Raw genomic sequence first — 21101 nt, 5'->3', positions numbered from 1 at the left:
TTTTGATGGGTGAAACCAACACCCTTAAACCTGATACATTTTCTGCAAATAACACGACACCGCATCATCAGCATTAGAGCCTATGATTTCCATGTCCGGTAGAGTGTCTTTCAGGCGCTGATGTGCACCCTGCATAATGCAGCCTTTGCCAGCCACGCTCAGCATTTCACGATCATTCATGCCATCTCCAAACGCTATGCAATCACTTAACTCATAACCGATGGACTGGCAGACCTGTGCCAGTGCTTCTCCCTTGGATACACCGCCTGACATGACTTCCAGACAGTTTCTCAGTGAAAAGCTGACATTGACTTTGTCTCCCCAGCGCGCTTCAATCCTTTCTTCCAGCTGAACCAAATAATCATGGTCGTCACTGGTATAGTAAACCTTGCATACCCCATTAACCGGGAAATTGTCGCGCTGGAAAATCTGGTAATGGAAATCCGATACTTTAAAGAATTCGGTTTGTTCCTCGCTTGCGCGATTAACCCACCACTCATCGTTATTGTAATAGTTAGTCAGAACATCCGGGTTATCAAACTCCAGCAAACATAAATCACGGGCAATTTCCGGTGCAAGGTTATGGCTGAAGACCAAATCTCCTTGTGAGTTGTGTACCCTCGCCCCATTTGATGTGATCATGTAAGCATCAATGCCCAGCCCGTCCCGGATCTGTCCTACATCAATGTGGTGACGCCCTGTTGCAAAGATAAAGTGGATTCCTTTATCCGTCAGCAGATTCAATATTTTCTTTGTATATGGTGTTAATACGTGATCGGGAGATAACAGTGTGCCATCTAAATCTGAAGCAACAACATGGTACATGGTTCAAATTCCTAAGCTAAATTAATTTTGGTCAAAAAAATCACAAATCGCATTAAGAGCCTGTGCTCTCAATGCGTCTTTTTCGAACAGGATTTCATGGCGTGCCCCTTGGATAACCAGAGGATTATATTCTTCTTTTCCTGCTCCGGCTTTTTGGCGAGATGCACAAAAAGCCAACAACTCCCGATTACTAACTACTTTATCTTCGCTTGCTTTTAAGACGATGAGTGGTGTCTGAATTTCGCCAGCCTTCTCAATGAGGCTATCTCCAGCCCGCATACTTTCACGCATCCAGCGATAAGTCGGGCCACCCAGGCGCAATTCAGGATAATCTACATAATAGCGTAAGTATCGCTGGTAACGGGCATAACTGTGAGTTAGCAGGTTGATCAAATAGGGTAATGGACGCCATTGCCCGGTTAAGACCGCATATCTGTTACGCCTTCCAGGATAAGGTTCAGCCTGATTGACCAAAAAGTTTGCCACCCAGCGAGGCATTGGCAAATTAATACCAAACATAGGAGCACATAAAGCCGCAGCACGGAATACCGACTCATGACGTAACAGCAAAGAGCTCAGGATAGCCCCTCCCATTGAATGAGCAAGTGCATAACAGCGATGCGACTTAAGTGAAGAAATTTCCAGTTCAATGAGTTTTGCCAGATCATCTACATAGTGATCAAACGACTCAACATGCCCTTTCTGGGGATCTGTCAGCATTCTGCCTGAACGCCCCTGACCGCGATGATCAATAATAAGAATGTTGTAACCCAAATGGTAAAAATCATAGGCTACCTCCGGATATTTCACATAGCTTTCGCTACGACCCGGAGATATTACCAGTGTTTTATCATGGTGAGGTGAACTGAAAGAGACATAACGGATAGGGATATTATCAACACCCATGAATTCACGTTCATCTCTGATATTCCAAAAATCCAGCAATAATCCATTTGTAAAAGCAGAAAACTGAGGCTCACGGTTTAACCAGCTTGCTTTCAATCTTTCAGATACCATCATCATCCTCTATACCCGCGGTCTTTCCGGTTGCAGATTACAAAATTACTACTGCTACGTTTATTCGAATCCTTCGAAATGTTCACGGATAACTGTCATAAAGGCATCACCAAAACGTTCGAGTTTACGCTGCCCGACACCATTAATCAGCAGAAGCTCATCGGGTGTTATTGGGCACTGTTCCGCCATCTCAATCAGTGTTACATCATTGAAAACGACAAACGGCGGAATATTATTTTCGTCAGCAATGGATTTCCGTAATTTACGCAACTTAGCGAATAATTTACGATCATAGTTTCCACTGTATGACTTGTTTTGTTGATTTCTGCTTTTCAGGCTTTGAATTCGGGGAACTGCAAGTTGCAGGGGCATTTCACCACGCAAAATAGGCCGCGCGGCTTCCGTCAGTTGTAGTGCAGAATAATTGGCAATATTTTGGTTGATAAGCCCCAGATGGATTAGCTGGCGCAGGACACTCATCCAATGTTCCTGACTATGCTCTTTACCGATGCCGTAAACAGGTAACCTGTCATGCCCTGACTCCCTGATACGCTGGTTATTAGCGCCACGTAACATTTCCACAATATAGCCAATCCCAAAACGCTGCCCAACGCGGTAAATACAGGACAGGGCTTTTTGCGCATCCACCAGACCATCATAACGTTTCGGTGGATCGAGGCAGATGTCGCAGTTACCACAGGTTGTTTGCTTGCTTTCACCAAAATAGTTGAGCAAGACCAAGCGGCGGCAGGTTTGCGCTTCAGCAAATGCGCCCATCGCATTGAGTTTATGCCGTTCAATATCCTGTTGTTCACCGGCAGGTTTTTCTTCGAGACAACGGCGCAGCCACGCCATATCCGCCGGATCATAAAACAGCACAGCTTCAGCAGGCAGGCCATCACGCCCGGCACGCCCCGTTTCCTGATAATAGGATTCGATATTGCGGGGAATATCAAAATGCACAACGAATCGCACGTTCGGTTTGTTAATCCCCATACCAAACGCAACCGTTGCCACCACTACCTGTAAATCATCGCGCTGGAATGCATCCTGTACCCATGCTCGCTGATTGTTTTCCAGCCCCGCATGGTAAGGTGCAACGCTCAATCCGCGCTTTTGCAACCGTTCGGCCGTTTCTTCTACTTTATTCCGGCTGTTACAGTAGATAATCCCGCTTTTTCCCTGCTGGCTTCGAATGAATGCCCAAAGCTGGTCAAGGGGCTTATATTTCTCAACCAATGTGTAGCGAATGTTAGGACGATCAAAACTACTGAGGTGAATGATAGGATCACGCAGTTCCAACAGGCGGACAATATCCTGCCGGGTGGTCTTATCTGCGGTGGCTGTCAACGCGATAACGGGGAGATCAGGAAAACGCCTGCGTAATTGCCCAAGTGCCCGGTATTCTGGCCGGAAATCATGCCCCCACTGAGAAATACAGTGCGCTTCATCAACAGCCAGCAGAGCAGGACGCCAATGAGATAACTGTTCGAGAAAGTTATCAGTCACCAGCCGCTCAGGAGCAATGTAAAGCAATTTAATGCTTCCCTGACGACAGCGACGGATAATATCACTCTGTTGTTCACGATCCTGAGTGGAGTTTAAGCACTCTGCTTCTATACCATTCGCTCTGAGTTGATCCACCTGATCTTTCATTAATGAGATCAGTGGAGAAACCACCAATGTCAGCCCCTCTTTCATCAGAGCGGGGATTTGATAACAAACTGATTTACCGCCACCTGTCGGCATGATAACCAGACAGTCTCGATCATCAAGAACAGCATTGATGACCTGTTGCTGTCCGGCGCGAAATTGCTGATATCCGAATGTTTTTCGTAATACTTGTTCAGCCAGCGATGCCGTGCTGATGACTTCTGCGGTAGACACGCCTTTCCTCAATGTTTAGAGCTGGTTTTATAAAATGATTATATCCAGTGAATTTCAAGTTGCATCGCAGCGACAAGGGATCGCCCCCGGGAACTTAGATAACCATCTGTTTATAAAAACGGTGCTCTGAGCGAGTGAACACAGCCAACAAAGAGGCAACTTGAAAAACAACGGATATTTAATTAATTACAGCATATCATTCAGCATAACACCGATACCGAATCGGGTCTGTCTGAAATTGTAATCAATCATTGATTCGCCATATCCGCTGAAGAGTTGTGCGTAAAAACGGACATGTTTAGATAGAGGATAACTCCAGCCCAGCTCTCCGCCACTATAACCAGTGTTCCAGTTATAACGCCCCTGCATGGTAAATACATTTTCACCATAGTGATAGCCGACTTTCAGGCGATAATACCCCATATAACGGTTCATATCCGGGTTATCATCCCGGCTGTTACTTTCAGTCAGGCGATACCACGGTTTCAAATCTACCTGCCAGTTTCCTTTTTGTGCCATCAGCCGTGCATAAACCCGGTTCCAGCTACGGGAAGTGGATTCCGGACGACCATTAGACTGGTGATTAATACCCGCTTCAATTTCCCGCAGGTGCCAGCCGGCAAGTTCATAATCAGTCAGCCATGCCAGAAATAACTGCGGTTCATAATTAGTCTCACGAAATGGAGAAGACTCTCTTTTATTACTGAGCTGCCACCATGAACGCTGTGTATAAGAAGCCCCCAGCAATGAATTTTCACCAACAATACCTCGCCATATTGGAAAACCAAAACTGACCTGAAAGTGAACTTCATCCTTACGGGCATGATCAACCCAATCATAACTGCTAATTGCCTGTTTATTTACCCGGGAGCTATAAGTGTAAATAATATAATTTGTATCATAAGGATAGAGCATAAAAGGCGAATCATATTCTTGCAGCATTGCCGAAATTACACTGCCTCTAACTGCGTCAGCCTGTTTATCTGAGCCATAAGCTAATGTTGATAATAAACAGGTAATAACCAGTATTTTCCACCGCAATTGCATTTCTGGTTTTCCTAATCGTGATAGTTCAAAGATAAAGAAGTAAGAAGATAAGAATATTAAGAGCAATAAATCACTGGGATATTCTAAACTCGAAACGGGGATTTTTTATAGTAACTTTTTCCTCAATAAATTATTTTTTCGAAGCGCTTCTTAGACTGGCAAGATGATAAATAAAAGCATAAAATTAACAAGTTATTAACCAAAGATAACTCTCTAATGATATTAAATTTATTTTTCTAATTATCAGGAAGTTCAACATGGAAACGATACAGCACCCAACTCAACCTTTAACACAAGAAGAAGCGCGTAAAATTATAGGTGAAGTTTTTATTTATCAGATGCCATTCAACCAACTTTTAGGGCTTGAATTGATTCGTTTTGAGCAGGATTACGCAGAGCTTCAATTTTTCAATCAGAATAAGCTATTGGGCAATATGGCTCAAAAGATCCTACATGGCGGAGCCATAGCTTCAATCCTTGATGTTGCAGGTGGTTTAGTCTGTGCCGGCGGTGCGCTGAACATGATGAAAACAATCACGCTTGAGGAAATAAAAAAGCGTCTGCCCACTTTAGGTACGATAGATCTGCGTGTTGACTACCTGCGTCCCGGACGTGGAGAAATATTTACGGCCAGCAGTAATATTATCCGTGCCGGTAATAAAGTCTCTGTTGCCAGAATAGAATTACACAATGAAAAACAAGTGCATATTGCAAGTGCAACAGGGACTTATTTGGTTGGATGATGTTTAATATTCTTAAATAAAGGAATGTAATAAGGAATACATTCCTTTTTTCAGGATAATTTGCTTAGAAGCCTCTGAATTTTATGAAAACTGAATTATTATGCATAAACAACTATTTATATTTATTCTGCTTCCTGCTCTGCCACGTTTTATCCGATGAAAATTGAGTAATTATCTTCAATAAATCGTCATGTAGAAAAAATGCAGGCTAAAAAAAATGAAATTTATAATGGAAAAACATATGGTAATCATCAAATCAGCCACAGCTACAATCCTGTTAACAAAAATTGTGCTGTAATGGTCGCCAGAATATTAAAAGCGGGAGATGTAGACAGTTTATTAACAAAAATTCAGCAAATAGGATACGGAAAAAATATCTACTGGACCCCGAAAGATATTGCACAGTTATGTAATCAGTTAAGAAATAATGATTTTGCTGTCAAAGTGCGAGGGTTAGACTGCCCTGATAAATTTGGCTTGCCGATTAGAACAATAACAGGGTTCAGGTAATTTGATAGTGTAAAGATGTAAACTTTAATGACCACCCTGCTAATTCTTATATTCTATTCACAATGCTAGAGATTGATTTAAAAAGTCAATTAATTACACTTCACTGGATTATCATCCTAAATAATTAAATAAAATCAGAGTTAAACACTAATTACACAGAGTGTAATTTTTTATTTATCATTCATGCTATTAACCTCTTGTAAATTGCTTAACCCAGTGACACATTGTATGGCTCTATGGGCTAACATCTAATAAGCTCTTCTCATTTTTTTCTGAACACTCTCTGAACATTCAAGGATATTATGAACGAACCACAGACAGCCAAAGGTATTTTATATGCCTTAGGTGCTTATTTGATTTGGGGGTTGGCTCCCATCTATTTCAAAGAAATACAGTACGTGCCACCCGATGAAATCGTATCGCATCGTGTTATCTGGTCGGTTTTCTTTATGGTACTGATGCTGACAATAACCCGTCACTGGCGTCAGGTTTTGACTGTAATAAAGCAACCAAAGAATCTGCTGATATTAGGTATCACCGCCTTTACTATTGCCAGTAACTGGCTGGTTTATATCTGGGCAGTCAACAATAATCACATGCTGGAAGCAAGTCTTGGTTATTTTATCAATCCACTGGTCAGTGTATTGTTTGCAATGATATTCCTCGGTGAGCGTTTCCGTCGTATGCAGTGGATTGCGGTAGGGCTGGCATTCACCGGTGTCTTTATTCAGCTATGGCAATTTGGCTCTGTGCCTGTGATTGGCCTGTATCTGGCAACAACATTTGCCCTGTATGGCCTGATCCGTAAAAAGCTGGGCGTGGATGCACAAACCGGCATGTTGATTGAAACTATTTGGGTATTCCCGGTTGCACTGACTTATCTGCTGTTTTTCACTCATACCCCAACCAGTAATATGCTGAATAACACGATTTCCCTGAATCTATTGTTGGTTGCTGCAGGGATCATTACGACAATCCCATTGCTGTTTTTCACCGCTGCGGCTGCTCATCTGCGCTTATCCACGCTGGGCTTTTTCCAGTATATCGCACCAACATTGATGTTCCTGCTGGCAACACTGGTTTACGGTGAGAAGATTGGCTCAGATCGTTTGATCACATTTGGTTTTATCTGGGCTGCTTTGATTGTCTTTACGCTGGATGCGCTTTATACCCAACGGCGCTTGCGGAAGTAAACCGGCATTATTGTGCAAAGGGTCACTAAAGCACGAATAAACAAAGCACGAATAAACTCGAAATCAATGGCGGCAAGATCCGTCGGGTGAACGGAATTTGATTAAATCAAAGTGCCGGATAAAAAACCAGCACTTTGTCAATAATATGAAATATAGGCTACTTGTAGCCTATATTGGCGAATTTACATGCACTTTCATTGTTAAGCGGTGATGACATCGCGCCTATAGTTTTTAGCGTAAGCATTTTCGACGCCTGTAAGTATTTCAACGATATCAAAGTACCGATCCCATAACGGCGTTTCACGTAACTCTTCAACAAGCAGTTGATAGCTTTCATGATCTCTTGCATCCCATACCCAGATATCTGTGACTCGTGTTGAATAAAACTCGACGTCATAAAAACGTAGCGAAACACCAGCGGCATGTTTTTTGATAATGGGAGTAAAGATTTCAGCAAAGTGTTTGAAGCGTTGGTCGATAGAGAAACCCAGCCATTCAGGCGTTGTTTTAACCATCATAAATACAGTTAAAGTGGGGGTAAAATGTTGTGATTGAGACATGATTATTGTTCCTTGAATTCGTTGTTGAGGCCTCTATAATGCGAGCTATTGCTTATATTCACAACTCGCATTCCCCCATGAAAACGTTATCAAATCAAGAACGACCAAAGTTACGAAAACAGCCGAAACAAGCGCGTTCCCTCGCGATGGTTGAAGCTATTATTGAGGCAACTGCTCGCATTTTGGAGCAGCATAGTCACGAGGGTTTTTCAACAAATGCCGTTGCAGAACTGGCTGGCGTAAGTATCGGTTCCCTGTATCAATACTTCCCATGCAAAGATGCGCTGATGGGAGCTTTAATTGTACGTGAGTCAACACGGCTTATCGCTGAAGCGCAAAAAGCGGTAACAAAGACGAATGGACGTGCCGGGATTTCTGCCTTTATTAAGTCCTGTGTCGACCACCAACTACACCGTCCTGCTTTGGCTCGGTTGCTTGATTTTGAAGAGGCTCGTTTGCCTTTTGATAGGAATGTACAGTGGGCAAATACACAATTGCGTAGCATTATCACTGAACTGCTGATAACCCCTGATATTCCTCTTCAGGTCGATATCCAGGCTGCTACGCGAGATGTGATGGCAATAATCAAAGGCATGGTTGATACTGCAGGTGAATACGGGGAATCTGCCAAATCAGGGCTTACGGAAAGGGTTGAACGTGCTGTATTTGGGTATTTATCTTTTGGCTCACATTAATTGAAAACTGAAGAAAGTGTATCTTTTGGAGCTAGTACTACAGTCGTGATCCGTATTGTGTAATGATAACTCTCTTCTTCCTAGCACCAAGGGAGGCAGGGCAAACGGGTCTAAATTTCGCCATGTGATTAGTAGAGTATATTCAGTACAGAGAAATAGGAATAATCGCCGTTTGTGATTTATCATTAACAACCTATAGCAGATACTTCGCGTCATAGTATAAAGATAAACGCCCCCAGAAACATAACTGACTATGTAACTGGAGGCCGTAGAAGCCGCCAAAAGAGCGGCGACTTAAAGAGTGGAAGCCGGAAAGGTTACAGCCAGTTTTTCCGCTTAAAGTAGAGGTAAGGTGCCAGTCCCGCAGCAATCATCACTCCAATAGCTGCCGGATAACCAAATGTCCAGTGTAACTCCGGCATAAATTCGAAGTTCATACCGTAGCTGGAAGCCACCAGCGTCGGGGGCAGGAACACAACAGAAACAACGGAGAATATCTTGATAATCCGGCTCTGTTCGATGTTAATAAAGCCCATCGCCGCCTGCATCAGGAAGTTAACTTTCTGGAACAGGGACTCATTATGTGGCAACAGGGATTCGATATCCCGCAGGATTTCACGCGCCTGTTCTAACTGGTTAGCAGGCAAACGGGCACGACGCACAAGGAAGTTCAGCGCGCGCTGGCTATCCATCAGACAAAGGCGCACTTTCCAGCCAATGTCTTCCTGCTCAGCAAGATTGGACAGGGCTGAATCAAATTCATCCCCTTGTTTACCGTTCATAATGACCCGGCTCAGGGATTCCAGCACACTGTAGATATTTTCAATGACATCTGCCAGCTGTTCGATCTTGGTTTCGAATAAGTCCAGCAGTAGCTCATAAGCATTCCCGTCAACCATAGTCTGGTTGCGGGCGCGCATTCGGTATAATCGGAATGCAGGGAGTTCACGCTCTCGCAATGTGTAGAGACGACCGTCACGAATGGTAAATGCGACTGTCGAGTTGCCAGCATGGTCTTCGGCGTCTTCAAAATAGAAGAATGAGTGGACGTGCAGGCCATCTTCATCTTCAAAAAAACGCGCCGAAGCCTCGATATCATCCAGCTCAGTGCGGGTCGCCAGAATTTGTCCTAATTCGTTCTGAACCCGGAGTCGATCATCATCTCCCAGCCCAACCAAATCTACCCACATGGAGTCGGATAATGTATCACCTTCTTCAAGTTCAAGACGGAGCAGGCGATTATTCTCTAATTTAAATGCGTTCAGCATGTACCATAAGTCTCCTTATACTCCCTACGTTGATCGTAAGGCGCGAATGTTACGCTTATACCCGTCGTATTTCAAACTGCCTCTTTTTTGAAATCCATAGGGTCTAGAAGAAAAAGCCTGTCAACATTCGACCGGATTATTATTGGCCGGTTTCAAGTCTGGCATAAGCGGCGACCAGCCACTTGATGCCTTCACCCTGAAACGCGATCTGCAAACGGCAATGCTCTCCACTGCCTTCAATATTAACAATCGTTCCTTCACCGAATTTAGGATGACGAACTCGTTGCCCTAAAGCGTAGCCACTATCATTGGCGCTGATCGGGGTTCCCAGCCGCTTATGGCTCACCGGTCTGGATACTGTTGCCCTCAGACGAACTTCAGTGACACATTCTGTCGGTAACTCACCAACAAAACGCGATGGGCGATGGTACACCTCTTTACCATATAAACGGCGACTTTCAGCATAAGTCAGCGTCAGTTTTTCCATTGCCCTTGTCACACCGACATAAGCCAGACGGCGCTCTTCTTCCAGACGCCCTCCTTCATCAATGGACATTTGGCTTGGAAACATCCCCTCTTCCATGCCAACAATAAAGACCTGCCTGAATTCCAGCCCTTTTGCCGAATGCAGGGTCATCAGCTGGACAGAATCCTGATAGGCATCTGCCTGCCCTTCCCCAGCTTCAAGCGCAGCATGAGACAGAAAAGCCTGCAACGGCATCATATCTTCGTCTTCATCCTGATAGCTGAACTGACGGGTCGCAGTAACCAGCTCCTCAAGGTTTTCGATACGCGCCTGTGCTTTCTCACCTTTTTCCTGTTGGTACATCGCCCACAGGCCAGAATCCCGGATAACCCGATCAGTCTGCACATGCAGCGACATTTCCTGTGTTTCCGTTTCCAGCGCGTTAATTAATTCGATAAAACGTTGTAAAGCTGATGCTGCCCGACCTGCCAGTACCTTTTCCTGAATCAACAACTGGCTGCTTTCCCAGAGTGTCTTCTGCTGATCACGCGCCATCTGGCGCACAACATCAAGAGTTCTGTCCCCAATTCCCCGGGTCGGTGTATTCACTACTCTCTCAAAAGCCGCGTCATCATTACGGTTTGCCACTAAGCGCAGATAAGACAACGCATCTTTGATTTCCTGCCGTTCGAAGAAGCGCTGGCCACCATAGATCCGGTAAGGCATGGAAGCCTGTAATAATGCTTCTTCCAATACACGGGACTGGGCATTGCTGCGATACAGGATCGCGCACTCTTTCAAAGCGCCTCCGTTATCCAGCCAGTTCTTCAGGCGACTGACCACATAACGCGCCTCATCTAGCTCATTAAAAGCCGAGTAAAGTGAGATAGGTTCTCCTTCACTGCCTTCTGTCCACAGATTTTTACCCAGACGATCACTGTTATGTGCAATCAGGGCATTGGCGGCTTTAAGTATGTTACTGGTAGAACGGTAATTTTGTTCCAGACGAATAGTTTCTGCTGCGGGGAAATCCTTCAGGAAACGCTGGATGTTTTCTACCTGCGCCCCTCTCCAGCCATAAATAGACTGATCATCATCACCCACAATCATAACTCTGCCTGAATCCCCTGCTAACAGACGGATCCATGCGTATTGAATACTGTTGGTATCCTGAAATTCGTCTACCAGAATATTAGTAAAACGATCGCGATAATGTTGCAATATTTGCGGTTTATTCAGCCACAGCTCATGAGCACGTAACAACAGCTCAGCGAAATCCACCAGTCCGGCCCGATCGCAGGCTTCCTGATAAGCCTGATAGATTTTCAGCCATGTAACTTCTACCGGATTGCCGTAGCTTTCAATATGGCGAGGGCGCAAACCTTCATCTTTTTTACCGTTGATGTACCACATCCCCTGACGTACAGGCCACTGTTTGTCATCCAGATTCATCGCCTTAATGATCCGCTTGATCAGACGCAGCTGATCATCACTGTCAAGAATCTGAAAGTCCTGAGGCAGATTGGCATCTAAATGATGGGCCCGCAGTAAACGATGAGCCAGACTATGGAATGTTCCAATCCACATGCCGCCCTGACTGGTGCCGATCAAGTGCTCAATACGATGGCGCATTTCCGCTGCGGCTTTATTGGTAAATGTCACCGCCATAATGGAAAAAGGTGAGGCATGTTCAACTGACAGTAACCAGGCGATCCGGTGCACCAATACGCGGGTTTTACCACTACCGGCTCCAGCCAGTACCAGCATATTGGTACGGGGTGCTGCAACGGCTTCACGTTGTTTATCATTCAGGCTTTCGAGCAGATAAGAGACGTCCATAATTACCATCAGTTGTTAGCAATGACCGCTGTCACTGTTTTTTTATACAGATTTACAGTCTGAAATTATATCAGTGCGATCAGAGAATCCAAGTCAGAAATCTCAACATGTGGAACCAGTCGCCCTTCCGGTTCCTGCATGAGATTTTTATTTTCAATATTGATCCAGCAAGCCTGCATACCGCTGAGAATTGCGCCTTCAACATCTGTCTGTAAATTATCACCAACATGCAGGATTTGATTTGCCGGCAATGCCAGCCGTTCAGCCGCCAGATGGTACATATCCGGATAAGGTTTGGAACGCCCGTCCACGCCGGCTTTGAGTACAAATTTGAAATAAGGGGCAAGACCACATTCAGCGGGTTCTGCATTACCATTGGTGATCGCCACCAGCGGTATTTTCTCTGCCAGTACCGATAAGGTGTTATGCGTGGATTCCGGTACTGTAATCTGATTACGCCAATAAGTGAAACAGGACATAATCTCATCCGCACCACGTATCGCCTCATCACGGTTAAAACCGTGATAGCTGAACATCAGCTCTGCGGATTGCCGCCGCCATAATGTTACATCGTGGTATATTTCAGGCTCCATCTCAAGCACCGCCTGACGGTATACATACAGATCTTCACGGCCAAAATGGCTGAATTTGCTATCGTACTGCCTGATAAAACACAATACTTCTTTTTCGGTTCTGTCGATAACGGGATGATTATCGTAAAGTGTATCATCCAGATCGAATGTCATCGCCGCTAACGGCGTGAGAGGCCGATAAAAACGCATTATGATTTCCCTCTTTTTGCTCTGGGGTGAGCCACATCATAAACTTTGGCTAAGTGTTGAAAATCCAGATGGGTGTATATTTGGGTCGTCGATAAATTCGCATGGCCCAACAGCTCCTGCACTGCCCGAAGATCACCACTGGATTCCAGAATATGTGTCGCAAACGAATGACGCAGTTTATGGGGGTGAATATGGCTGTTTACTCCCTGACGAATTCCCCATTGTTCAAATCGCTTTTGCACATTACGTGTAGACATCCGTTTACCACTTTGGGTCGAAATGAAAACAGCATTATCTTCCGGTTCAAACAATTCCCGCATGACCAGCCAGCGTTGCAACCATTCCAGTGCAATTCTGCCGACAGGGACTTTACGCTCCTTACTGCCCTTACCATATACCCAGACTTCACCGCTTTCCAAATCCAGATGCCGACAATCCAGCCCAACCAGCTCTGACAAACGTAAGCCCGCACCATACATGACTTCCATCATTGTTCTGTCACGCACGGACAACGGATCATTCAGATCAATATTGAGGAGCTGATTTACCTCATCGACATCCATGTTCTTAGGTAGATGCTGTTTTTTACGTGGCGTGCTAACAACTTTCGCCGGATTAGCTTCCATTTTTTCCTGCGTGACCATCCAGTCAAGGAAACTTCGCAGGGAAGAAAGACGCAGGGCAAGGCTGGCAGACTGTAATCCAGCCCGACGACTACGGGTAGCGAACATTCTGACTTTGGTGACATCAAGTGCCTGCCACTCAGTTATGCCCATTTCCAGTGACATTTCGGCCAGCACCGTCAAATGTCGGCGATAATTGATTATTGTCATCGGGCTTAAACGGCGCTCAACCCGCAGGTAATGCAGGAAAGCCTCTACTGACTCAAGGAGTGAATCAATTGGCTGGCTCATGCTCGCTCGACCCAACGGGACAGTAACCCCGGTAATAGTTTCGCTAACTGATCCAGCAGATCCGTTCCCATGCCCGCGTAATAATGTTGTTTATCATGACTATTGAAGATCACCATGCCCAGCTCTCCCCGCATTCCTAAAAGAGACACTGCGACAGAACCGACATGACGGGCCTGAGGCATCAACAATAAAATTTCCGGGCCATGTAACCGCCCAAGATAATGGTTACTATCGCCGAATCGCTGAATACGGACAGATTCAAAAGCATTACGGGATATCGACAAATCCGGCGCATTCAGAGGAGCGCCAAGCAACCACTTATCAGAAAACAGCCGGATATAGCAGTTACTCAGACCCAGTGTTTTAGCCCAGGCACTCAAACGGGAAAGAAAACCCTGCAAACTTTCGGCAGCAGAAAGTTCAGCAAGCAATTGCAGCAGGCGGTTAAACAGGATCTCATTCTGTTTTGCCTGCTCCACCAGATGTACCAGATCGTCTTCCAGATAACCGATCCGTTTTCTCTGGCGGTTCATATGCCATTCCATCAGAGAAACACATTCACGTACCGGATGAGGAACCTGTATCCTGTCAACTGCATTAGCATTACGGATAAAAAAATTGGGGTTATCCAACAGATAATCCACCACCATCTGATCATCCAACATGCTTTCAGTATGTAATGGTTCGTTTTCTTTACCCATTTTCCAATGCCTTATATTTCACAATTACAAGTGAATTGTACCGTCATAAACGTGAGTTGCAGGCCCGGTCTTATAAAGTGGCTGCCCCGGCCCATCCCAACGAATTTGCAAAGAACCACCGGGCAAATCAACACGAACCTGTTTATCCAGCAGACCTTGCTGAATACCAATCGCAACAGCCGCACACGCACCACTGCCGCATGCCCGAGTTTCTCCGGCACCCCGTTCAAATACACGTAAACGGATATGGTTACGACTTACGACCTGCATAAAACCAACGTTTACTCTCTCAGGAAAACGTTCATGACGTTCCAGAACAGGACCGAGTACCTCAACATCTGCCGTGTCCACGTTATCAACCTGAATAACACAGTGGGGATTCCCCATTGATACGACACCACAGAGCACAGTGCGCTCCATAACCCGGATGATATAAGTTTTCTCGGCTTTATTCGCGCGAAAGGGAACAGACTGGGGTTCAAAGACAGGTTCCCCCATATTGACACAGACCTGATCATCATGATTGATGCTCAGTACCATTTGGCCTGCCTGTGTACTGACTTTAATATCACGCTTATTCGTCAATCCCCGTAAACGAACAAAACGGGCAAAACAACGTGCTCCATTGCCACATTGAGATACTTCACTGCCATCCGCGTTAAAAATACGATAATGAAAATCTAAATCAGGATCATAGGGTGCTTCAACAACCAACAGTTGATCAAATCCTACGCCAGTATGTCTATCTGACAACCGGCAGATTAATTCCGGTGAAAAATAAACATTCTGGGTTACTGCATCAACAACCATGAAATCATTGCCAAGACCATGCATTTTGGAGAATTGCATATACCACTCCAATGAAAGCCCATCACCAGCTCACGCTTATTGGGCACTCGCTGAGATATTGTTTTTAGAAGTATCGTTTTTATTAGACGTGCTGTCCTGAGAAACATGACCCGCAGGCTGTGTTTTATTACCTGAAACCTGAGGTGCCGCTGGCTCTGCCGGAGGGAAGTAAAGAGGACCTTTCAGGCCACAACCTGTAACAGAGAGTAATGTTATGATAGCAAGTGACCAACGGAATTGTTTGTTCATCATAATTAATGCCTGTGATTCATACGCCAATACTCTCTATAATCGCAGTTAGGCCCTGAAAAGCAAATAGGAAATGAATATGAACGATAGCGAATTTCATCAATTGGCCGATCAATTGATGTCACACATTGAAGAACAATTGGATAATTATGAAGGTGATGCAGATATTGACTGTGAAACCAATGGCGGTGTCATGACGCTGAGTTTTGATAATGGTAGCAAAATCATTATCAATCGACAGGAACCTTTTCATCAAATCTGGCTGGCAACTAAAAATGGAGGTTATCACTTCGATTATCGCGATAACCAATGGGTTTGCGACCGTAGTGGCAACTACTTCCTTTCTATGTTGGGACAAGCAATCACCGAGCAGAGCGGCGAGCCTTTCCTGTTTTAGCTCGTTGCTATTTAGCTAGCTTTTATATAGAGCTGCAATTATCGGCATTTGTGCCGTATCGAAAATACGGCACTTTTATGACAAATATGTGTGAAAAACGCCCGGCTATTCCAGCGATGGCTCACTAAATTCAATAGTGGCAAGAATGGTACTGACTATTCGCCCTCATTGCTTCACCCGTCTCCAGCACGGTAACACTATCTGTCTCATGATCCAGCAGTGACTGCCCATCCATAAATGGAGCTACATGAGTGCGTTCACCCTTCTTTATGATCTGATAGAACTGTGGCAGGTTAAAATTGATAAAGCTGGAACCATAAGTGAATCGATCATGGGATGAAGAATAAAAACGGCTGACATCACGTACCAGCTCTTCTTTACTTCCTTCGCAATGAGGGTAAATCTCTACCTTGTTTGATTCATCAAGTATATAAATGTTGAAACCCTGAGTACCCTCAATATTCTCAAAGAAAAACTGAATTATTCCCTCGCAGGCAAATCCGTCAATAATAGAAGGCAGCTGTTTGTCTTTGTTATCAACTCTAATCGGTAAACCATGCAGCTTGGTATTTGAAATTGCATTGTAAAACTCAACCGCATTTTCCAGTTTCTGTACTGAAACATTCAACCGTTCAAAAAACAGCCCCCAGGTTTGACCGGAAATACGTAATACCTTGCAGCGATCAAGATCCTGACGATTACTGGAAAGGCGTAATTCGATACACTCTGAAACCAATTGCCTAACACGGGTACAAATCAATCCACGCAAGTGCCGACTGTAACAAAAAACTTCAACGCTAGCTGGAGGCTCAGCGTCACGATGCATTTTGCCCAGAATGGTTTTCAGCGCTTCCAGCATGGATTGTTCACCATTAAAATGCAGCGTTCTCACTTCATTCCATGAATTACGGTAAAGCAGATCAATGCTGCTCACCATACACTGCTGTGATTCACCAAAACTCAGGATATCTAATTTTCTGAAATCAAAATGCACAATCTGATCGGAAAACCGGGTAGTTGGATCAGTTTCTAAATTAACAATAATTGCCAGATGGCGGATCTCACAGGGACTATATAGTGCTTTTGGTGTCGGTGCAGGCAAACGAATCGGGAAATGAGTGGAAATATCGTTGACTAAATCGGCCAAATTCTTTTTGTCTGCCTGAGAATCACCATTGCGAATATGAAGGCGGGTTTTTTCCGTCAGCAATCCGTTGAAATAGGTCCATGACACCAGCTTATTTAAATAACGATTATATTCCAGCGGCTGGTGACCAATGATAGATTCTATTGTCGGGGCACGGTTGTAAAGATACCAGCCACTGCGATTTGCCCGCCCCGGGGGAACATAAATAAATGTCAGATCCTGTTCTGACAGATCCGGTGAAATTTGTGGGTTAACTAATGTGATTTTGCCAGGCAGTGCTTCAAACGCAGCATACAACTTACGAGTCAATACGCCGATGTCCTGCGGGCTAGCACTCACACTTAAATTGTTACGCCGGGCAAAACGGATAAGGTTGCGATAACTCTGCATCATGGTATCCAGCAACTCATTATGCGCTGTACGTACCTGCTCAATTTTCCATGAATTGCGGTTATTCAGTATCGCCAGTTTCTCAGTATCCCATCCCCATTCCTGTACTAACTGAGCAATAACCTGCCGCCGCCATCCAGTACATCCCTGAGCAGCATCACTACTCTCAGTTTTTTCACAAACTTTCAGATAAAAGCAGCGCCGGGCTAAATCCAGACGCGTCATATCGTTAGTCGCCGTCAGGTAATGGGTAACACGGTCAAGCATCATGCAATAAGCATCAAGACCATAAGAGACAATTAAGCCTTCATGGAAATGTTGCTTCATTTCTGTCGCCAGCAATTTACTATTGGGATATTCCCAGGAATAGGCTTCCAGCAACAGGCTTTTCAATACGGCTTTATAAGGAGAATCGACACTTTTATAAAGTTGCCATAAACTGGCACCAAAATATTCTTCTGCCGATAACTCCGCCAACCCTCCAAGATCCAGCCACTCATTAGGTGTTAAAACCCCCTGAGCATATAAAGAGGTGACATAATCATCGTAATTTGCTTCTTCTTCCACAGGAACCATCGCCCACAGCAGGCGTTTACCCGCCATCCGAACCGCAGTGCGATAAAATTCATCCAGCAGAAGGATATACTGCGTTGAACCACAATCTTCACCATTCAGGCTACCGCTGGTATTATGGCGAAAACGATTCTCATCGATCAGAAAAAATGTAACCTCAATACCCAGTGAGGCAGCCCACTGTTGTATTAAACTGCATTTCTGTTCCAATGAATCTTTTTCACTATTATCCAGCCATGATTGATGGCAAACCCAAATATCTAAGTCAGAAGAGCAGCTTTGCCCGATAGAAGAGGTGCTGCCCATCGAGTAAATACCCGCAATTGGCAATTCACCATTAGAGGAATGAGATAAAACACCAGCTGGCTGGTATTCCATATCGTTAATCCAAAATAGCTGGGTTTCATCAGGTTTAAAAAAACAAACGCCATGAGGAACGTCGTTTTCGATATAACCCGGCATCATTGGGTGATGATAATGTAATAATACTGGAATTAAATTATAAACCTGCTTAAACGTGGCACTCATCGAGTCAGTCGCACGCTCTAACCTAAGCTGATTAATTGCATCCAGCCGCTGCTTCAGCGTTTCAATATAAAGATACAAGTGTTTTGCCTGCTTCAGTTTCAGTGCTTACAATCGCCAGTTTCCACTAAGGCCCAGCGCCCGCTAACGCTTTATTCCTGTTAACGTGCAATTTACAAAAATTATTTTTAGATTTCTTTACTAACTTATTTGTCGGAAACGTGATCAATTTAACACCTTGCAGCTAAAGCGTAAAGCCCGCAATACCACTTTTTCGCCTGTCCTACAACCCCAAATAATCAATTAACTCTTTGTAAAATATTAAGTTAATCACAAATTTGAGACTAAAATATGTTTTTTGAAATAGATTTTATATTCATCTAATTTCTATATTGCCCAGATAACATATTGTAAACAGTGAATTTTAGATAACTATTTGATTAATTTTAATTGATAAACATCTTTATATTTTTTCACAAAAGATAAATGACAAATAGGAATTTGATTTTAAATCAATCTTTTTGTTTATTTTCTCTATTTAGTTAAAATATTATTTTAATATTTAAAATTATTTTTACCAATTAAGACTGTATATTTATATACTATTCGAGTTTTTCTTAACTGGAAAAAACATTATCGAAGTGTTAAAAGAGATCTATTTTTACTGTTCTATTTTTCACTTCTGAGGTTAAAAACCTCCAATTGCCGTTAATTAATACAATTATCCAATACTATTATCCATGACAATGAAAACCATTCGCATTGCGACTCGCCAAAGCCCTCTGGCTATGTGGCAAGCTCGATATGTTCAAAAACAACTAAAACATTTTCATCCTGATTTGCAGGTTGAATTAATTCCTATGACCACCCGTGGAGATATCATTCTTGATACCCCTCTCGCCAAGGTTGGTGGCAAAGGGTTATTTGTAAAAGAGCTGGAACTGGCAATGCTTGAAAATCGCGCTGATATTGCCGTTCATTCCATGAAAGATGTCCCAGTCGAATTTCCTGATGGTTTGGGATTGGTCACAATCTGTGAAAGGGAAGATCCACGAGATGCTTTTGTTTCAGTAGAATACGCCTCGCTCGATGACCTCCCAACCGGCAGTATCGTCGGAACATCCAGTTTGCGCCGGCAGTGTCAGCTGCGCCAGCTTCGTCCTGACCTAGTGATCCGAGACTTACGTGGCAACGTTGGTACCCGTTTAAGCAAACTGGACAAGGGCGATTATGATGCCATTATCCTTGCGGCTGCCGGGCTGAAGAGATTAGGGCTGGAAGATCGCATCCGGATGCCACTCGCGCCGGAATTACTGCTTCCTGCTGTCGGGCAAGGTGCCGTTGGTATCGAGTGCCGTCTGGATGACATGCAGACCCGTGAGTTACTTGCGCCTTTAAATCATAAAAACACGGAAATTTGTGTCCTCGCTGAACGAGCCATGAATACCCGTCTGGAAGGGGGATGTCAGGTTCCTATTGGTAGTTATGCCATCTGGCAGGGCGATAATATCTGGCTACGAGCGCTTGTTGGCGCACCTGATGGTAGTAACATCATCCGGGGCGAAAGAACTATTTATAGTGAAAGAACGAACTGTAGTGAAAGAACGAGCTGTAGTAAAAGCACTATCAGCAGTGATAAAGCAATATCATCCGAAGAAGCTTGTCAGGCGGGTATTTCACTGGCCGAAGAATTATTGGAGAAAGGTGCCGGCCAGATTCTGGCTGACGTTTATCAGAGAGATCTACCTGCATGAGTATCTTAATCACCCGCCCTGCCCCCGCAGGAGAAGAATTGGTTAATCGGTTAAAAGCGGCTGGTAAAACGGCATTCAGTGCGCCACTTATTTCAATTCATCCGGGGGCGGATTTGCCAGTGCTGTCTTATAAACTGCAAAGGCTAACGGCAGGTGATTTTGTTTTTCTGCTATCTAAAAATGCCGTTCATTATGCCTGTGAGCAGCTTGTACAAGATAGCCTGTCATGGTCTGACAGACTATCTTATTATGGTATCGGTAAATCAACTTCCCTGTTTTTTCATCAAAAAACAGGGAAAAGCATTCTCTGGCCAGAGCAGGGAGAAACAAGTGAAGATTTACTGCAACTCCCCTCCTTGCAGCAGGTGGAGAATAAAAAAGTTTTATTACTCCGGGGTAATGGTGGCCGTGAAATGATTGCTTCAACCCTGCGGGCAAGAGGAGCAGAAGTCGACTACTGTGAATGCTATGCACGTCGAGCTGTCAAATATCATTCAGCTGAGTTCAGTCGTTACTGGCAGCAGTGTGGTATAAAAACCATCGTTGTTACCAGTGGCGAAATGTTACGACTGTTATATAACTTAGTTATTGAAGGTGATGGCGCTGAAGGTAACGCTAATGATAGTAGTAATAGCAAAGCGTGGTTATTAAATTGCCGACTGATTGTGGTCAGTGACCGCCTCGCCAGTATCGCCCGGACACTGGGCTGGCAAGTAATAAAAGTAGCCAAGAGTGCAGATAATGACGCCTTAATGCAGGCGCTGGAATAA

20 protein-coding genes are annotated in these 21101 nt (G+C 44.4%); 7 read left to right on the top strand and 13 right to left on the bottom strand.

Annotation, left to right across the window (positions count from 1 at the left end; translation table 11 throughout):
• Positions 1-24: 24 nt before the first annotated feature.
• From yigL to pldA, 4 genes are all read right to left on the bottom strand, one after another.
• Positions 25-825 (bottom strand): sugar/pyridoxal phosphate phosphatase YigL, encoded by an 801-nt coding sequence (gene yigL / locus AACS90_RS00815; protein WP_099109335.1) that lies wholly within the window; start codon positions 823-825, stop codon positions 25-27.
• Between the two features lie 21 nt (positions 826-846).
• Positions 847-1842 carry a lysophospholipase L2 gene (gene pldB, locus AACS90_RS00810; RefSeq protein WP_099119964.1) on the bottom strand — a complete coding sequence of 332 codons (996 nt, stop codon included), beginning with the start codon at positions 1840-1842 and terminating at the stop codon, positions 847-849.
• Positions 1843-1902: 60 nt separating this feature from the next.
• Positions 1903-3729, bottom strand: coding sequence for an ATP-dependent DNA helicase RecQ (gene recQ, locus AACS90_RS00805; RefSeq protein WP_099119963.1), 1827 nt, complete (start codon positions 3727-3729; stop codon positions 1903-1905).
• Between the two features lie 186 nt (positions 3730-3915).
• A complete protein-coding gene (pldA, locus tag AACS90_RS00800; protein ID WP_099119962.1) occupies positions 3916-4776 on the bottom strand; it encodes a phospholipase A in 861 nt (286 codons plus the stop codon).
• A 257-nt stretch (positions 4777-5033) separates the two neighbouring features.
• Here pldA and AACS90_RS00795 point away from each other — a divergent pair, with 257 nt between their 5' ends.
• The 3 genes from AACS90_RS00795 (at position 5034) to rarD (ending at position 7222) form a co-directional block, all read left to right on the top strand.
• Positions 5034-5519, top strand: a complete 486-nt coding sequence (locus AACS90_RS00795) for a thioesterase family protein (RefSeq protein WP_099119961.1) — start codon at positions 5034-5036, stop codon at positions 5517-5519.
• A 201-nt stretch (positions 5520-5720) separates the two neighbouring features.
• Positions 5721-6029, top strand: a complete 309-nt coding sequence (locus tag AACS90_RS00790; protein ID WP_099119960.1) for a hypothetical protein — start codon at positions 5721-5723, stop codon at positions 6027-6029.
• Positions 6030-6331: 302 nt separating this feature from the next.
• Positions 6332-7222 (top strand): EamA family transporter RarD, encoded by an 891-nt coding sequence (gene rarD / locus AACS90_RS00785; RefSeq protein ID WP_099119959.1) that lies wholly within the window; start codon positions 6332-6334, stop codon positions 7220-7222.
• Positions 7223-7422: 200 nt separating this feature from the next.
• Here rarD and AACS90_RS00780 read toward each other — a convergent pair whose 3' ends face one another.
• On the bottom strand, positions 7423-7782 hold the full coding sequence (locus AACS90_RS00780; RefSeq protein ID WP_099119958.1) for a darcynin family protein: 360 nt from the start codon (positions 7780-7782) through the stop codon (positions 7423-7425).
• A gap of 77 nt (positions 7783-7859) precedes the next feature.
• Here AACS90_RS00780 and AACS90_RS00775 point away from each other — a divergent pair, with 77 nt between their 5' ends.
• Positions 7860-8477, top strand: a complete 618-nt coding sequence (locus AACS90_RS00775; RefSeq protein ID WP_099120193.1) for a TetR/AcrR family transcriptional regulator — start codon at positions 7860-7862, stop codon at positions 8475-8477.
• 317 nt (positions 8478-8794) lie between these two features.
• On the opposite strand, the gene corA is transcribed toward AACS90_RS00775, so the two are convergent.
• From corA to lptM, 7 genes are all read right to left on the bottom strand, one after another.
• Positions 8795-9745, bottom strand: coding sequence for a magnesium/cobalt transporter CorA (gene corA / locus AACS90_RS00770; protein ID WP_099109327.1), 951 nt, complete (start codon positions 9743-9745; stop codon positions 8795-8797).
• 139 nt (positions 9746-9884) lie between these two features.
• On the bottom strand, positions 9885-12050 hold the full coding sequence (gene uvrD / locus AACS90_RS00765; protein WP_445286259.1) for a DNA helicase II: 2166 nt from the start codon (positions 12048-12050) through the stop codon (positions 9885-9887).
• Positions 12051-12115: 65 nt separating this feature from the next.
• Positions 12116-12832: a 5-amino-6-(5-phospho-D-ribitylamino)uracil phosphatase YigB gene (gene yigB / locus AACS90_RS00760; protein WP_099119956.1), complete on the bottom strand. Its 717-nt coding sequence runs from the start codon at positions 12830-12832 to the stop codon at positions 12116-12118.
• Positions 12832-13746: a tyrosine recombinase XerC gene (gene xerC, locus AACS90_RS00755; RefSeq protein ID WP_099119955.1), complete on the bottom strand. Its 915-nt coding sequence runs from the start codon at positions 13744-13746 to the stop codon at positions 12832-12834. The genes yigB and xerC overlap by 1 nt, the downstream gene beginning before the upstream one ends.
• Positions 13743-14447 (bottom strand): DUF484 domain-containing protein, encoded by a 705-nt coding sequence (locus AACS90_RS00750; RefSeq protein ID WP_099119954.1) that lies wholly within the window; start codon positions 14445-14447, stop codon positions 13743-13745. The genes xerC and AACS90_RS00750 overlap by 4 nt, the downstream gene beginning before the upstream one ends.
• 24 nt (positions 14448-14471) lie before the next feature.
• Positions 14472-15296, bottom strand: a complete 825-nt coding sequence (dapF, locus tag AACS90_RS00745) for a diaminopimelate epimerase (RefSeq protein WP_099119953.1) — start codon at positions 15294-15296, stop codon at positions 14472-14474.
• A 36-nt stretch (positions 15297-15332) separates the two neighbouring features.
• Positions 15333-15548 carry an LPS translocon maturation chaperone LptM gene (lptM, locus tag AACS90_RS00740; RefSeq protein WP_241538153.1) on the bottom strand — a complete coding sequence of 72 codons (216 nt, stop codon included), beginning with the start codon at positions 15546-15548 and terminating at the stop codon, positions 15333-15335.
• Between the two features lie 76 nt (positions 15549-15624).
• Between lptM and cyaY the strand changes: the two genes are divergently transcribed.
• Positions 15625-15942: an iron donor protein CyaY gene (gene cyaY, locus AACS90_RS00735; RefSeq protein ID WP_099119952.1), complete on the top strand. Its 318-nt coding sequence runs from the start codon at positions 15625-15627 to the stop codon at positions 15940-15942.
• Positions 15943-16072: 130 nt separating this feature from the next.
• Here cyaY and AACS90_RS00730 read toward each other — a convergent pair whose 3' ends face one another.
• Complete coding sequence (locus AACS90_RS00730) at positions 16073-18658, bottom strand: class I adenylate cyclase (protein WP_099119951.1); 2586 nt, start codon at positions 18656-18658, stop codon at positions 16073-16075.
• 659 nt (positions 18659-19317) lie between these two features.
• Between AACS90_RS00730 and hemC the strand changes: the two genes are divergently transcribed.
• Both hemC and hemD read left to right on the top strand, forming a co-directional pair.
• Complete coding sequence (gene hemC / locus AACS90_RS00725; protein ID WP_099119950.1) at positions 19318-20331, top strand: hydroxymethylbilane synthase; 1014 nt, start codon at positions 19318-19320, stop codon at positions 20329-20331.
• Positions 20328-21101: a uroporphyrinogen-III synthase gene (gene hemD / locus AACS90_RS00720; protein ID WP_099119949.1), complete on the top strand. Its 774-nt coding sequence runs from the start codon at positions 20328-20330 to the stop codon at positions 21099-21101. The genes hemC and hemD overlap by 4 nt, the downstream gene beginning before the upstream one ends.

Source organism: Xenorhabdus sp. KK7.4 (assembly GCF_963876465.1).
GTDB lineage: Bacteria > Pseudomonadota > Gammaproteobacteria > Enterobacterales > Enterobacteriaceae > Xenorhabdus > Xenorhabdus stockiae.
This window is presented reverse-complemented; position numbering and strand designations above follow the sequence as displayed.